A 15,174-nucleotide genomic window follows, 5' to 3' on the forward strand; every position below is an offset into this window, starting at 1 on the left:
GGGAAGTGAGGACGCTGACCAACAAGGTAAGGCTATAGCTGCTAAAGGATCAACTGAAGCCTCAACATATCTTTGTGTTGGATACCATTTTCCATGACCGGCTCATCATAATTATCAAGGAAGAAATCCTTGTCGATTCCAACAACCCGAAAGCCCTCACGCTGATAAAACGCCAACTGGTAGCCGAATGTACCGGTTCCCAAGACCAACTCTTTGGCTTGCTTGCTTCGAGATTCAGAAATCACATACTGCAATAACTGACGGCCAATGCCAGACCCTTGCTGGGTTGGTTCAACAGCGATATTCATCAATTCTAATGTGGTTTCAGAGCGAGGCTTTAATACGCATACGCCCACGGTCTGGCCGTCAGATAGAACGGTGTAGATGTCACTACCATCGAGGTAGGTGTGTATCTGCTCTGTACTAGGATCGGCTTCTAGTAACAAATCCATTGGTGCGAGCTCGGCGGGAATGCTTTTAAATTGCAATTTTGGCATAACTGATAAATCACATAACAAAAGTTGTTCGATTTTACCGCATTGCGGCGTATTTCACCTCTTTTACAAAACAAGATTCTGATCACCATAATGAAGGCCGTTTTTTTGTACAATGAGGTCAGTCCAGAAACCACCCCCGGAGGTGCCCAATGAGCAACTATGAGCATTACCAATCCACAGTTGAACAGGTATACCGGGCCATAATGCGGAAAGTCACTAAACCCTGGCACATTGAATATCTTCCTTCGATGGAAAATAGCCAACAGGCTCTCAGGCTTGTCTCTCCCAAAGGCACGATTTGCCAACGTCTTACCTTACCGACTTCATCCGCACAGCAGTGTTGGCCCAATCAAAGTGATGTCAGCCAGCAGATCACCGAGTTTGTGGTAAGGGGAGCCGCTCGCCTTGCGCCGCTTCGTCAGAGTGCTTTTAGAAATAATTTCCCATATTGGTTGGAAAATTGTATCCAGCAACTGCACTCGTTGTGCGACGTCAAAGAGAAGCTGCTAGATGTAGTCAGCAATGTCCGTTTCCCCTATCCAAGCCAGGTGAATATTGAAGGTAACTTCCTCCCTTGTTGGGTGTGGAATGAAGATCAGGGCTACATGGCAGTGTCTGTCGTAGACCGCCGTACAGGACGTTTTTCTGGACTACGTCATGTGGAATCGGGTCAGCTGATTGAGCAGGAGCGTTGGTTGGGGGCCCAGGTGATTGATTCCGTTGAAGAGTCGATAGATACCATTGAGCATTATGTCAACGAGCTGATTCAGGCGCAGAAGAAAGTCGACTTTGACGAGCCGACCTTGGCAGATGCGATCAGCAACCCTTGTGCGGCTACATTAAGTCCGGTAGCCAGTGTGGCGCTGACGCTTGCAGTGGTGGCCGGGTTCTTTATTACCTTTAAGTGGTTACTTGGCTTTTAGCCTTTATTGCTGTTTGTTTGACCAAGCCCGTATTTTCCCAAATTAAAGTGGAGAGACTGCGGGCTTTTTCATTGGCTTTGCCACAAGAGTACCTTGGGAATAACGGGGGATTGCGATAAAATTGCCACCGTAATGATCGGGGTAGGAATAACACTATGCATAATTTGACGTTGCTTTCTGAAGCAGAAAAAAATCGAGTAGAACTGGATAAGCAAGCGGCCTATTCCGTTTGGCAGGTAAAGAACGGCAAGAAAGGCTATGAGGTTTTTGCTGAGGTGACGAATAATATCGCGGATGATGATGAGCGCGAGTTCTTTGAGCAAGCGGTGTCGAAGTACAAAATCAAAATGGGCGTCGCATAAGCTTTAGCCGCATATGGCTGATAGCAAGCGTTTGCTACATTTGTCATTTTTATCTATTCAGATCATGATTATAAGGCGCGGTACGCGCCTTTTTTGATTCAGTTTGATATGTTAGCGCACTGGTATGTATTTGGCGCTAATGTATTGCTTTTTGGCATGATGTTGCCCTGAAGAATGTGTAGTCAAGCTTGGGTAACGCCTTGCTAGGGCAGAAGGAAGAGATAATGAGCACAAGCAAGAAGGTTCTTGTTGTTGATGATGATCAGGAAATTCGTGAGTTGCTTGACGAATACCTCACCAAGGCGGGCTTTACGGTCATTACCGCTGCTGAAGGGGAGGAGATGAAACGCCGTCTGGCAATGGGCACGCCTGATTTGATCTTGCTGGATGTGATGATGCCTGGGGATGATGGTTTTACCCTGTGCCAATACATCCGGAAAACTTCTGATGTGCCTATTATCATGCTGACAGCGGTGTCGGATGAAATGGATCAGATCATCGGCTTGGAGTTAGGGGCGGATGATTACATCGCTAAACCGTTTAGCCCACGACAACTTATGGCACGTATCAAAGCCTTACTGCGCCGGGTAAAACCTACCGAGGCTCAGCAGATGCCGTCTGCGCCAAAGGCGATCCGCTTTGCAAACTGGCGTTTAGATACAGCCGCCCAGCGCTTGTATGACTTGGACAAAGAAAGAGATTACGAGTTAAGCGGCAGTGATTTTGCGTTGTTGATGTTGTTCCTGACCCGTCCGAATGAAGTGCTTGATCGTGATACGATTTCCTTTGCTACCCGCGGCCGTGAGGCAACCCCGTCGGCCCGCAGCATAGATGTGCAATTAAGCCGTTTGCGTCAGCGTTTGGGGGACAAGGGAACCCAGCAACGTTTGATCAAGACAATCCGTGGTAATGGCTACTCGTTCAATGCCGAGGTTACCTACGAGGAATAAATCTCCTCGCACTGTTTGTGGTTCTATCTATGAATATTAGAAAGTGGTGGCCGAAGTCCCTGTTGGCCCGCACGCTGTGGTTTACTCTGCTAGCGGTATTTCTTGCCCAGGTCATTGCAACCAGCATTTGGTATGGGCAGTCAAAGCAACGTGATTTGGAAGGCTTGGAGTCTGCATCGGCCAGTATGGCTAATATGTTTGCTTCGACGGTGACTTTCTTCCAATCTCTCCCTCTGGAATACCGCCATATTGTGCTCGATCAGTTGCGCAACATGGGAGGAACCCGTTTTTTTGTCTCATTCAACCAAGAAGAGATCTTGATTGATCCTATTCCTGACTCTTTGATGAAGAGAACAGCGGTTGGGGCCTTTGAAGAGGTGTTAAGCGAAAAGCTCCCCCGGCTTGATGTGATCCGGGTTGAGTTCTCCCGTCCAGAAACCTTGCATGTTCTGAAAAATGATATCTTGCTCAGCGATCTGCCTCGCTCTTGGGCGCACTATACCCTGAGCCTTGAACCGTTCAACCCTCCCATTTTGGTGGTGCAGTTGGAGTTGGCTGAAAACGAGTGGTTGTATATTGCCGCCTTGTTACCAGCACCGTATGTCACGTTGGAAGATGAAATTATCACAGGGCAGCAATTGGTGTTTATGGTGTTCATGACCGCGCTGCTGCTGGTCTTCACCTTTTTGATGATCCGTCGACAAACCAAGCCACTCAAGCGGTTGGCGTACGCAGCCAATGCCATGAGTTTTGATATTTACCAGCCTCCGCTTAAAGAAGAGGGGGCTAGTGAGTTAGTGACCGCGACCCGGGCGTTTAACCGGATGCAGTCGCGGGTACAGCGCTATATCGATGATCGCGAACACCTGTTTTCATCCATTTCCCATGATTTGAAAACACCCATTACGCGTTTGAGGCTCCGTGCTGAGCTCATTGATGATGATGCCAAGGTTGAGAAATTCAACCGGGATCTAGATGAGTTGGAGATGATGGTGAAAGGGGCATTGCAGACGGTGAAAGATACCGATTTGCATGAGAACTTGGCTCAGGTGGATTTGAAAGAACTGCTTTTCAGCATAGCTGAGCGACACAACCAGCATCAGATGAAAGTTGGAATTCCTAGCACCAAGATAGCGCCGTTTATGGGTAAACCATTGGCGTTGAAACGCTGCTTTAGCAACCTGATTGATAATGGCGTGAAATACGGTCATGAGGTGAGCTTGATCATCGTTGATGAGAAGGACTCCTTGATCCTGATTATCAAGGATAAAGGCCCTGGGATTCCGAAGGAGAAACTCGAAGCGGTATTTGAACCTTATGTCCGAGTTGCCAAAGATGACGAAGGCCATGGTTTGGGATTGGGTATTGCCCGCAATATCATTCATGCCCATGGCGGAGATATGGCAATCCATAATGCGGTAGATGGCGGGTTGGAAGTGAAAGTCTATATTCCCCGCTTGTTAAAAGAAGATTAAGGCAATGAACACGAAACACACCTTGATATCGGCTTTGATGATGCTCACTAGCAGCGTGGTATCTGCTGGAGAAGTGGAAGTCTTACATTGGTGGACATCCGGTGGCGAAGCCCGATCGGTCTCTTTGCTAAAAGATAAAATTCAGGCTCAGGGTAATCACTGGAAAGACTTCGCTATCGCAGGGGGCGGTGGTGAAAGTGCGATGACGGTACTTAAAACCCGTGCGGTATCGGGAAACCCACCATCGGCAGCACAGATCAAAGGCCATGATATTCAGGAATGGGGCCGCTTGGGCTTCTTGACTGATTTGAACGATGTTGCCGCAGAAGATAACTGGTCGAAAATCCTACCACCGGTCGCCCGTCAAATTATGATGTATGGCGGTGACTATGTCGCTGTACCGGTCAATATCCACCGAGTCAATTGGTTATGGGCCAACCCTAAGGTGTTTGCTAAAGCAGGGGTTGAGGTACCAAGGACTCTCGACGAGTTTTTTGTCGCCGCAGATAAAATTAAACACGCGGGATTTGTCCCTCTGGCCCATGGTGGTCAGCCATGGCAGAACGTGACCTTGTTTGAAGCGGTTGCCTTAGCGGTACTAGGTCCTGCTGATTACCAGCGTGCCTTTGTTGAATTGGATATGTCGGTACTTGGCGGAGATAAAATGGTCGATGTATTTACCCAGTTCCGCCGCATGCGTGATTATGTCGGCGCAAATTATCGTGGTCGAGATTGGAGTACCTCGACAGCCATGGTAAGTAGTGGTGAGGCAGCCATGCAGATCATGGGTGACTGGGCCAAAGGTGAATTCGAAGCTGATGGCAAAGTGCAGGGGAAAGATTACCTGTGTATGGCCGCACCGGGTACACAGGGGCTATTTACCTACAACATCGATAGTTTTGCCTTCTTCAAGTTGACCGACGAAGCCAACAGTCGAGCCCAGAAAGATTTGGCAAGGGCTATTTTGGATAAAGAGTTTCAGTCTTCATTCAACCTTAGCAAGGGGTCGATCCCGGTAAGGATGGATATGGACTTGTCCGAATTTGACCAGTGTGCAAAAGATTCGCTGGTGGTGTTCAAGCAAAGTAGTCAATCTGGTGGTTTAGTTCCGAGTGTGTCCCAGGGATTGGCGACAACCAGTTATGTACAGGCAGCGATCTTCGACGTAGTGAGTAATTTCTTCAATGCAAAAATGGCTGATCCTGAGCAAGCTGCAGACCGTTTGGCAAGGGCGGTTAAATCAGCCATGTAGTCGTTTGATTTTGCTTATTTCATTGAAAGGGTTGCCATATTGGCAGCCCTTTTTTGTATTCGAAACAGCCTTCTCCTTTATGTTTTATATACTTATACCAATCATTCCGAGATTATCGGGACGTATAAAAGTTGAATATAGGTTATTGCTTGGCTGAAAAGGCCGGGTGGTTAGCCTGTTATGCTAAGGGGGAGAGCAATGAAAGTATTGTTTTTGGTCCGTCATGCGAAGTCATCTTGGGACGACCCGTCCATTGATGACCATGAGCGTCCTCTTAATAACCGAGGGCTGAAAAACATCCCGAAGATGGTCCACCGTTTAAATGGGTGGCAGCAGGGGCCACAATTGATTGTCACCAGCTCGGCACTGCGTGCGTCTCAAACGGCTTATTCGTTTTCTGAAGGTTTGGATTGCTCACCCAAGCTAGAGTCTGATCCTAGGGTTTATACCGAGTCTGCGTTTGAGTTGATGGATATCATCCGTGAAACCAGTGATGTGGTCGAGCGCTTGATGCTGGTGGGCCATAACCCGGCGATGACAGTGCTCGCCCAGATGTTCGGTTTCAAAGAGGATAACTTGCCTACGTGCGGGGTGTTGGTGTTTGGTTTTGAGGTCGACTGCTGGCAGGCCATTGCTGAGGAGCAAGGGACCTTGTTTTATTATGATTACCCCAAGCGGGTTCGGCATGAAATATTAGGCCATGAGATTGATCGAATATGATCCGGATAATCGCATTCTGTTGAAATGGTAACCATACAGATTTTGTGGTGTTTACACTTGAAAGAAACCGCTATATCATACGCCGTACTTACGGAGAGATGGCTGAGTGGTTGAAAGCACCGGTCTTGAAAACCGGCATACGTTAATAGCGTATCTAGGGTTCAAATCCCTATCTCTCCGCCACATTCCGAAAAAGCCGCTGAGAAATCAGCGGCTTTTTCGTATGCATCGGGTTTTGAGTAAGGGATTTGAAAAATCCCTCTATGCCTTGATCTGGCTCCGCCACATTCGAAAGGCTTGCAGAAATGCAGGCCCTTTTTGCATTTGGAATCTAGGGTTCAAATCCACCATACCCAGAGCGCTCCGCCACATTTAAGAAAGCCGCTGATTTATCAGCGGCTTTTCGCGTTTTAGCCTTCGGCAAACGCGAGGTCCTGGGGAAAAAAGGGAACGGGGGCCTTGGAAGAGTAGGTCCTCGGAAGAGCAGGCCCTAGGCTCTAGGAAAAGCGAAAAGCGAAAAGCGAAAAGCGAAAAGCGAAAAGCGAAAAGCGAAAAGCAGAAGCTTGATTTATTGCAGCTATAAGTGAATGCTGCCTGCAGGACCCAGGACCCAGGACCCAGGACCCAGGACCCAGGACCCAGGACCCAGGACCCAGGACCCAGGACCCAGGACCCGATTTTTCCCTACTCCGCTAAAGGAGCCTGTGCCTGCTTTTTCTTGAGCTTCATGGTGGAATAGACCGAGAAGACTGCTAGAACAATGAAGGCCAGTGCGATAGGGCGTTCATACAAGAATGACCAGCTACCGTCGTACATCAGCAGCGACTTCCTAAGGTTGGTCTCGGCCATTGGCCCGAGGATGATCGCCAGCAGGATGGGTGATGACGGAATTTCCATCTTATTGAGGATGAAACCTAGCAAGCCAAAGCTGATTGCAATACCCACATCGAACATTGAGTTGTTGATGGCGTAGGCACCGATCACCGACAGGAAGATGATGATTGGGATCATGATGATCTTAGGCACTTCAATAATTCGGCAGAAGAAACGGATACCAAGCAAACCGATCAATAGCATTACAATGTTAGCAACTAGCATTGAACTGAATACACCGTATACTACTTCTGGACTTTGACTGAACAGCAGTGGTCCTGGTGTTAGGCCCTGTACAATCAAGGCACCTAGCAACACTGCAGCTACTGCATCGCCGGGTACGCCTAGCGTAAGTAGTGGAACAAGAGAACCACCCGTAACCCCATTGTTACCCGCTTCTGCGGCCGCCAAGCCTTGCACCGAGCCTTTACCGAATTCGTCTGGATTCTTAGCAGAACGCTTGGCTTCGTTGTAGCAAACAAACGCTGAGATATCGGCACCCGCTCCTGGTACCGAGCCAATAGACGTGCCCATCAAACCACTTTTCACTGCTGTTGGCAGCATGGTTTTCAGATCTTTCTTGCTCAGCAACTTATGGTCAAATTTCGGTGGTGCGCTTTTCTTCTGAGTGTGTAGTTTCTCAAGTTGATTGAGGCCCTCTGAGATTGCAAATAAACCGATCAGAACTGGAATGACATTGATGCCACTGTATAGATCCATCACATCAAAGGTGAAGCGTGGCACACTGCTGATTGGGTCTAGGCCCACAGTTGATACCAGCAAGCCGATGCAGCCTGCAAGGAGGCCTTTGAGGATATTTTTTGATGATACGCTGGCTATGATAGTGAGACCGAACAAAGCCAGGGCAAAATATTCCGGTGCATTGAACTTGAGGGCAAAGTCAGCCAATAGCGGTGCAATAGCGATCAGTACGATGGTACTGATAAGGCCGCCGATAAAAGAAGCAACTGCCGAGATACTCAATGCTCGGGCGGCTTGCCCTTTGGCTGCAAGGGTATGACCATCTAGAACGGTAGCAGCTGATGCTGGTGTACCGGGGGTCTTTAGCAAAATCGCGGCAATTGAGCCGCCATAGATACCGCCGATGTAGACACCGATGAGCATGACGAGTGCAGCGGTTGGCTCCATACCAAAGGTAAAAGGCAGCAAGATGGCGACACCCATGGTCGCCGTCAGACCGGGCAGGGCACCAAGGATGATCCCTCCCAGTACACCAAAGATCAGTACAGGGAAAACGCTTGGGCTAAAGGCCGTTAGGATGCCTGAAAATAAATGTTCTAACATACGCGGCCTCTACAGAATGATGCCGTCAGGAAGTGCAATGACAAACACTTCGCCAAACAGGTAATACACAGATACAACGAATACTGCTGCAATAACGTAATAAAGGGGTTTCTTCACCTTGAAATAAATCAGGTACAAAGCGAAGGCAATAAGGCTGGCAAATAGGTAGCCGAGAATATGAATCAAGAAGGCATAGCCAATTAAATAGGCGACGCCGAAAATAGACAGTTTGGAAAAAATCGGCGCCTCTTTCTGTTGAGAGATCTCTTTATTTTCAAGCTTGTTCTTTTGCCAATGCTGAAAAACTAACACCGCTGAAATAACTATCATGGCAATCGTGACAACGGTTGGGAAAAAGGCCGCATCGACACTGGCATCTTGGAACATCGGTTTGTCGAATTGGCTGATAACGAAAAGGGAAGCGGCACCTAATAGAATGATCAGGGACGGGAAAAGAAAGTTTCTATTCAACATAGAATCCATCCTTGTGTTGAGCGTGTTCAAAAAAGTGGAGCCAGCACGTTTTGCTGGCTCCTGAGTATCATTAGTTAATTAGAGAGCCTAGTGCTTGCGTATCTTCATAGACAAACTTGGTGAACTCTTCGGCGTTAAGGTTGTGGATAGTCATTGCGCCTGTTTCCATGAATGACTTGAATTCCTCTGTCGCCATCGCTTGGTCAAATGCAGTACCTAGCTTTTCAATAATGTGGTCTGGGGTGTTCTTCGGTGCACCAATACCACGCCATGTGCCGGTTACTACATCAACACCTTGCTCTTTTAGAGTCGGGACATCTTCGATAAACGCGATACGTTCTTCAGACATCACACCAAGGGCTTTTAGTTGGCCAGAGCGAAGTTGTGCGATGGCTTCACCTGGAGTCACCATAGTGACATCTGTGTGGTTACCCAGTACCGCAGGAATCGCTTCTGAAGCGCCGTTGTATGGAATCGCATTTAGTTTGATATCTTGATCTTTCTCAAGCGCCATTAGGTAGAAGTTTGGTGCGGCAGTAGAAGCAAACTTCACTTTGCCTGGCTCTTTTTTGGCATCTTCAATCAGGTCATTGATGCTGTTGTATGGGCTGTCAGCAGCAACCAAAACGACCGCTGGGTCAAGGTTAACCATACGGATCAGTTTGAAGTCATCTGCTGTGTGGCGCATTAGACCCATCTGTGGCAGCGAGGCAATTTCGCGGGTGACAACTGTTAGGGTATAACCATCAGCGCGTTGCTGGGCACCAAAGCTCATACCTACCGCACCTGCACCACCGGTACGGTTCATGATCGAAATATTCTGGCCAAGTACATCCTTGGCACTATTTGCCAGCGTACGGCCAACCGCATCGGTACCGCCACCGGCCCCGAAAGGGACAACCAAACGAATGTTTTTAGTCGGGTAATCAGCAGCAACTGCTGTTGCCGAAACTAATACACCTGCGGAGATCATGACTGCTTTTAGTAATTTATTCATATATTGGATACCTGTTTTATTGTTCACGTCGGTAGGTTTGAGTCGGGTTATTCGTTTTCTGGGTCTGGTAGTCGTTGATAGTGAGTTGCTCGATAGCAAGGGCAATCCAGCCACTGATCAGCATGTCATACCATTGCTGCACCCCGCTGCAGGCGACTACGACATTGCCGTAGACAAAGGAGCCGTAATACAGCACATCATCATCTCTTAGCGACGATGGGTGAGCGGTTTGGTGATTAATATTGGCCTGAGAGTCGCGCCAAGCTTGTTGAGCCTTTTTTCGGGCGAGTTGATCAAATGGGATTGTCCATGCATCTGGTTGGCCGATAGAGGTTTCAACCAAAATGGCTTCCTCAAAGCTAGACTCCCAGGGCTTAAGGCGGGGATCCATCACCACAATATGCAGTTCTTGGCGGTTGGTTCGTGAAAATAGGCGCTCGATAGCTGGCCTAACTAATTCGATTGCATCTAGCGCAATTTGCTTGTGTGTGTTCATCCTTACACCTTAATGTCCTCGGTACACACTCAAGCTATTGTATTATTTTAGGCTGATCAAAGAGGGTTTTATCAAAGTGATAAACTCATCACTGTTGTAAATATATCTTCATGATTTTGATCACCAAATTGGCGGGTTTTGACGAAATTAAGGTGATATTAATCACTTTAGCAGTTTAGTGCTCTTGTTGGTTTATTTGTATTATTAAATAAATGTGTTGTGGAATAATATTATGAAGTGGCTCAAGTTAATTATTGATAAATTGAGTTATGCAGGTAGGGTATAATCAACAAAATTTAAATAGATTCAAATAAAATTAAGAAAAGATAGAAGAGAAGGGGAAATACAGCTAATCCTTTCCCCTTACAAGAAGAGCCATAAGGATTATGGCTAGAGCAGCCCAGCTTCACGGGCTTGATGAAGGACTGCTGGTTCAACAAGGGCGTACGCCGCATCCCACAAGGAAGCGATATACAGTTTTTCCTTGCCTTTGGCTTGGCGCTCAAGCTCATCCAGCTTGTGTAGTTCGTCGAGGGTCAATGGTCTGGTGAATAGTTCCTTTGCACGTTTAAGTTTTTCCATCTGCCATACTCCGCAATACTAAATTGCAAAGCCAACTAGGCAACAATCAATCTCTAGATGTAGGCTAAGAAATGATGTCAGCAGGCTTTTCAATTTAGGCTTAATAAGGGCTCAATCAAGCCCAGATCAAACTTTTGTTGGCAGCGGTGAATCTTAGTTTCTTTGCTCTAACTTTTATCTCTACCCTAATAGTTGCGGCCTTTTAATAGCGTGATCGACCCCGCACTTGCTGATTTTTTAAACAGATTTGCCTGAGGATTAGATCTAGGTTATATCCCTTTAGCCGGTGTTGTAGAGGGTTACAAAAAAGGTTGACTGGAATAGCAACTACCGCCATTGGAAGGAGGCACTCACAGTGAATGACATGCAACTAAGTAAAGTCTCTGCTGATCAATTATTGACACAGCTTGAGCAAGGCGTTTTGACCATAACCATGAATTGCCCGGCAAAATTAAACGGCTGGACCATGGCTATGATGAATGCCCTGAAAGAGGTTTTCGAGAAAGCAAATGTTGAGAGCAAGGTCAGAGCGATTATCCTCACAGGGGCGGGAGACTATTACTCTGCAGGGGTCAATCTCAGTGGCACACTAAAGGTGATGGCACCGCGTAAACTGCGCCAACTGATTGCCAATAATAACCAAGCTTTGTTTGAGATATTTCTTGGTTGCACCAAGCCGCTATTGATCGCGGTGAATGGCCCTGCAATTGGTGCCAGTGTTACCTCGGCGACGTTAGCCAATGGCATTATTGCGTCAGATACTGCGACCTTCTCGACGCCGTTTGCTGTTTTGGGGGTAACGCCTGAAGGTTGCTCCAGCGTGCACCTGCCCCGATTAATTGGGGAGGACAATGCGGCGCGTATGCTAGGTAGTGAGGGGTGGAAACCCGATGCCCAGCAAGCCAAAACGATAGGGCTAATTCAAGAGGTTGTCCCCAAAGCGCAATTACGTGAAAGGGCTGAATCTGTGGTACGGCAATGGCTAGAACAAGGGCGAGAACGTCAGTTGTTGGCGGGGAGTGAACTCGATGAACTGAGAGCTGTTAATGCCCGTGAGTCGGAGCAATTGGCTGATGCGTTCCTAAAAGCGGCATTCCTCAAACATCAGGCGCAGTTTTTGTGGCGAAAGAAAAAGTATATACCGTCGATGGTATTTTGGTCCTTATGGGGGTTAAGGCCCTTGTGGAAGCAGGCACTGTAATCGATAACAGCACAATTGGCCGCCCTTTTGCTAAGGGAGGCCAGGTGTGATCAGTCAGATAATTGAAGCAAGCATTCTTTGGTCTTAACAATGACTTCTTCAAGATAATACATCTCCTTCAGATCATCATCAGAGATGGCATTAAAATACCTCCAATGAAGATTAACAAGGTGCTCAACATAGTATTGTTGCTGTAATTTAAGATCCATACCGTCGGAACACTTCATAGCGGTTAATCCTGTAACTCAGCCTCTTTTGCTCCATCTTTTATTAAATGCACTTCATCCATGGACATATGGGAAAGAATAACAGATGCACAGTTACTACATTGAAACTTGGCATATTTCTTTTTAATAAGTCGCTCTAACGTACTTCTACGAATACGGTGGAAGTGAACAACATTCTTGCATGATGGACATTGGTAATAATTCATACTAATCCCTTAGTTCAAATATTTGCAATTGCATTTTGGTAATGTCGTTTTATATCCACAGATACAGATCATTAGGTTCTGTTCGATGTGAATTAAATAGCTATCACTTTGCCCGCATTTTGGGCATTTGATGAGCTGGCAGTCGCAAACCTCTTCTGACATCCTTACTGTCAACCTTGTTTTTATGGAATGAAAGTCACAATGGTGTCGTATGACAAAAGGAATTTCCGTGATCTTTGTTCCATTTTTATATATAAAATTTGTTGCATTTATTTGTTGTATGAATTTTTAGACTTCAGAGTATGCACAATGTGCATCAAAGACAAGCGGGAAAAGGTCGTTAGGTGGGAGTTATAAATATGCATGTATGGTTTAATGTACACGCACAGTAATATTAATTTTCGCGGTTGTGCAATTATTCGTAATTTGCTGGTTGATTATTACGCAATCTTAGGTCTTGGTGACTTTTGTGTTGCTTTGTGGTTGCAGTAAATAGCTTTGTACCACTCTTGTAAAAGTGGCAATTATATAGACTGCTGGATTGTTAATTTGCGGTTTTCTTATTAATTGGAGATGTCACCCTTTCTATTGTTATTTTTCGAAGACAATTTCGCCTTGAAGAATGGTTAAAATCACTTTAGAGGAACTGATTCTATCGAGAGGTATTTGGGTTATATCATTGTCCAAAATTGCAAAGTCAGCGGATTTTCCAACCTCAATACTGCCAGTGATCTTATCAATACCAAGGCTATAAGCAGCATTGATGGTATAAGCATCGATCGCAGCGGTTATCGACGGTAGTCCGGTTTTGCCCATAATAAGGCTATTAGCGATACCTTCTAGTGGATTAATGCTGTGTACGTTCCAATCACTACTAAGGGTGACGTTTGCACCAGTTTGATAAATGGCGTTTAGGTTCATTAATGCCCTCGTACGTTTGGCACCCAAGAAGGCTTCAGCCCATTGATGCTGATGGTAAGCAATATAGTCTGAGCCGACCTGAAAATCGGCAGTGACATCGAGTGCTTCAAAACGGGGAATGTCGTTGCGGTCGATTAACTCAACATGGGTAAGCGTATAGGGTTTGCTGATGTGCGCTTTGCGCATTGACTCAATAGCATTGAGTGTTTCATTAATTGCGCCGTCACCTATTGCATGGATGTGGGCTCCGTAGCCAATCCTTGCAAGGGCCTTGAGCCATACCGACATGTCTTTGGGTGGAATATAGTTTATACCGTGTGGATCGCCTGGAAGATAAGTGAACAAATAAGGGGCCAGTGTTTTGGCCGTACCGTTAATAAAAATACCATCACTGTACATCTTTACCTGTTCGACGATGATAAGGCTGGCAGGGTCGTTTGCGGAGTTGGAGTAAATGGACTCAAGATATTGCAGTTGTGGCTCCATATCATCCTCAGGGTAGATCCACGGACGGACAGACACTCGGGCAGTGAGCATATTGTCCGATTGCGCTTGCTGCCAAATATCAAACCAACCTCTTTTCCAATACATCCTCCCATCACCGATTGTGGTGATGCCGTGGGCTGCAACTTCCTCAAGGCCAGCAAGAAGCCCTTCATAACTAGGGTTGTTATTGACTGAATGGCGATTGGATCTTCTATTATTTTGGCTTCGGATATTTTCTCTATCGTTCCATGCCATTTCCATCACAATGTCTCCGGCATTATCGAGAAGGATCCCCGTCAATTGGCCAGACTTGGTTTTAAGTATCCGCCCACCTTGCGGTTCTGGAGAATGCTTGTTGATACCGGCTTGCTTTAGGGCTTGTGTATTGACCCACATCGAGTGTGAAGTTTGCTCCATGAAGATCACGGGTTGGTCAGGGAAAATTTTATCGATAACAGTTAGCGGAGTGGAGGTATTATCCTCATCCAAAACAGCATCCAAGGAAAACCCGTAACTGATAATCCACTGCCCGCGTTGGGTTTTATCAAAGCAGTCGTTCAGGTATGGGATGAGTGATTGCAAAGAAACATCGGCATCGAGTAGACAATCCCCCCCAACAGGTGAAGCAGCCTCAAAGACATGATTATGGTTATCGATAAAACCAGGCAAAACAAAAGCGCCATCAAGATTGATGACGTCGGTATGGTTGTCAGCCATATTAGTCGCGTATTGGCTGGTGCCAATATAAGTGATTTTTCCGTCCGATATGGCTATCGCATCGGCATTGGGGTAGCCGTAGATGATTGCATCTGTGAGTATCCGGTCTGCGCTTGCGGCTGATAACCCGCAGGTCCATGCAAAGGCGACAACAGTGGTTAATAGGTACAGCTTTCGTTTCATATCGTTCAGCTAAATGATTGTGATTGTGTTCGTGAAAAATGGGTGAACGGAATTTTACTTGCATAATTTTGCTTGAATTCTAGTCAAAGAAGTTTGATTTCTGGTTTAAAATGCAAAAAAAAGAGAAATTAGAACGAATTGTAATCACTTGATGCTTATGAGGGTTTACAGTTTGGTTCAAGCTCATTATTATACGCCGCACTTACGGAGAGATGGCTGAGTGGTTGAAAGCACCGGTCTTGAAAACCGGCATACGTTAATAGCGTATCTAGGGTTCAAATCCCTATCTCTCCGCCACATTCCGAAAAAGCCGCTGAGAAATCAGCG

The 15,174-nt window shown here is 46.5% G+C and carries 14 protein-coding genes and 2 tRNA genes; 9 read left to right on the forward strand and 7 right to left on the reverse strand.

Annotated features, from left to right (window positions below):
• Window positions 1–41: 41 nt before the first annotated feature.
• Window positions 42–452, reverse strand: coding sequence for a GNAT family N-acetyltransferase (locus C9J01_RS23415; protein WP_201797862.1), 411 nt, complete (start codon window positions 450–452; stop codon window positions 42–44).
• Between the two features lie 194 nt (window positions 453–646).
• On the opposite strand from C9J01_RS23415, the gene C9J01_RS23420 reads away from it, so the two are divergent.
• The 7 genes from C9J01_RS23420 (at window position 647) to C9J01_RS23450 (ending at window position 6,362) form a co-directional block, all read left to right on the forward strand.
• Complete coding sequence (locus tag C9J01_RS23420; RefSeq protein WP_107300544.1) at window positions 647–1,420, forward strand: hypothetical protein; 774 nt, start codon at window positions 647–649, stop codon at window positions 1,418–1,420.
• Window positions 1,421–1,575: 155 nt separating this feature from the next.
• Window positions 1,576–1,782, forward strand: a complete 207-nt coding sequence (locus C9J01_RS23425) for a DUF3283 family protein (protein WP_107300545.1) — start codon at window positions 1,576–1,578, stop codon at window positions 1,780–1,782.
• 224 nt (window positions 1,783–2,006) lie between these two features.
• Entirely contained in the window at window positions 2,007–2,732 is a 726-nt protein-coding gene (locus C9J01_RS23430) for a response regulator (RefSeq protein ID WP_107300546.1), read from the forward strand.
• Window positions 2,733–2,761: 29 nt separating this feature from the next.
• Window positions 2,762–4,207: an ATP-binding protein gene (locus C9J01_RS23435; protein WP_107300547.1), complete on the forward strand. Its 1,446-nt coding sequence runs from the start codon at window positions 2,762–2,764 to the stop codon at window positions 4,205–4,207.
• Window positions 4,208–4,211: 4 nt separating this feature from the next.
• Window positions 4,212–5,459: an ABC transporter substrate-binding protein gene (locus C9J01_RS23440; protein ID WP_107300548.1), complete on the forward strand. Its 1,248-nt coding sequence runs from the start codon at window positions 4,212–4,214 to the stop codon at window positions 5,457–5,459.
• A 198-nt stretch (window positions 5,460–5,657) separates the two neighbouring features.
• On the forward strand, window positions 5,658–6,179 hold the full coding sequence (locus C9J01_RS23445) for a SixA phosphatase family protein (protein ID WP_158264593.1): 522 nt from the start codon (window positions 5,658–5,660) through the stop codon (window positions 6,177–6,179).
• Window positions 6,180–6,271: 92 nt separating this feature from the next.
• Window positions 6,272–6,362, forward strand: a tRNA-Ser gene (locus tag C9J01_RS23450).
• 501 nt (window positions 6,363–6,863) lie between these two features.
• Here the strand turns inward: C9J01_RS23450 and C9J01_RS23460 are convergent.
• From C9J01_RS23460 to C9J01_RS23480, 5 genes are all read right to left on the reverse strand, one after another.
• Complete coding sequence (locus C9J01_RS23460; RefSeq protein WP_107300550.1) at window positions 6,864–8,357, reverse strand: tripartite tricarboxylate transporter permease; 1,494 nt, start codon at window positions 8,355–8,357, stop codon at window positions 6,864–6,866.
• 9 nt (window positions 8,358–8,366) lie between these two features.
• Window positions 8,367–8,831, reverse strand: coding sequence for a tripartite tricarboxylate transporter TctB family protein (locus C9J01_RS23465; RefSeq protein ID WP_107300551.1), 465 nt, complete (start codon window positions 8,829–8,831; stop codon window positions 8,367–8,369).
• A gap of 70 nt (window positions 8,832–8,901) precedes the next feature.
• Window positions 8,902–9,828, reverse strand: coding sequence for a tripartite tricarboxylate transporter substrate binding protein (locus tag C9J01_RS23470; RefSeq protein WP_107300552.1), 927 nt, complete (start codon window positions 9,826–9,828; stop codon window positions 8,902–8,904).
• A gap of 16 nt (window positions 9,829–9,844) precedes the next feature.
• On the reverse strand, window positions 9,845–10,324 hold the full coding sequence (locus tag C9J01_RS23475) for a hypothetical protein (RefSeq protein WP_107300553.1): 480 nt from the start codon (window positions 10,322–10,324) through the stop codon (window positions 9,845–9,847).
• A 390-nt stretch (window positions 10,325–10,714) separates the two neighbouring features.
• Entirely contained in the window at window positions 10,715–10,906 is a 192-nt protein-coding gene (locus C9J01_RS23480) for a hypothetical protein (RefSeq protein ID WP_107300554.1), read from the reverse strand.
• A gap of 364 nt (window positions 10,907–11,270) precedes the next feature.
• Between C9J01_RS23480 and C9J01_RS23485 the strand changes: the two genes are divergently transcribed.
• Window positions 11,271–12,107 (forward strand): enoyl-CoA hydratase/isomerase family protein, encoded by an 837-nt coding sequence (locus C9J01_RS23485; protein ID WP_237157054.1) that lies wholly within the window; start codon window positions 11,271–11,273, stop codon window positions 12,105–12,107.
• A 1,024-nt stretch (window positions 12,108–13,131) separates the two neighbouring features.
• Here C9J01_RS23485 and C9J01_RS23490 read toward each other — a convergent pair.
• Window positions 13,132–14,847 carry an amidohydrolase gene (locus tag C9J01_RS23490; protein ID WP_107300556.1) on the reverse strand — a complete coding sequence of 572 codons (1,716 nt, stop codon included), beginning with the start codon at window positions 14,845–14,847 and terminating at the stop codon, window positions 13,132–13,134.
• A 206-nt stretch (window positions 14,848–15,053) separates the two neighbouring features.
• Between C9J01_RS23490 and C9J01_RS23495 the strand changes: the two genes are divergently transcribed.
• Window positions 15,054–15,144 (forward strand) — tRNA-Ser (locus tag C9J01_RS23495).
• Window positions 15,145–15,174 lie beyond the last annotated feature (30 nt).

The sequence above is a fragment of the Photobacterium rosenbergii genome, from assembly GCF_003026455.1.
In the GTDB taxonomy this organism is placed as follows: Bacteria; Pseudomonadota; Gammaproteobacteria; order Enterobacterales; family Vibrionaceae; genus Photobacterium; species Photobacterium rosenbergii.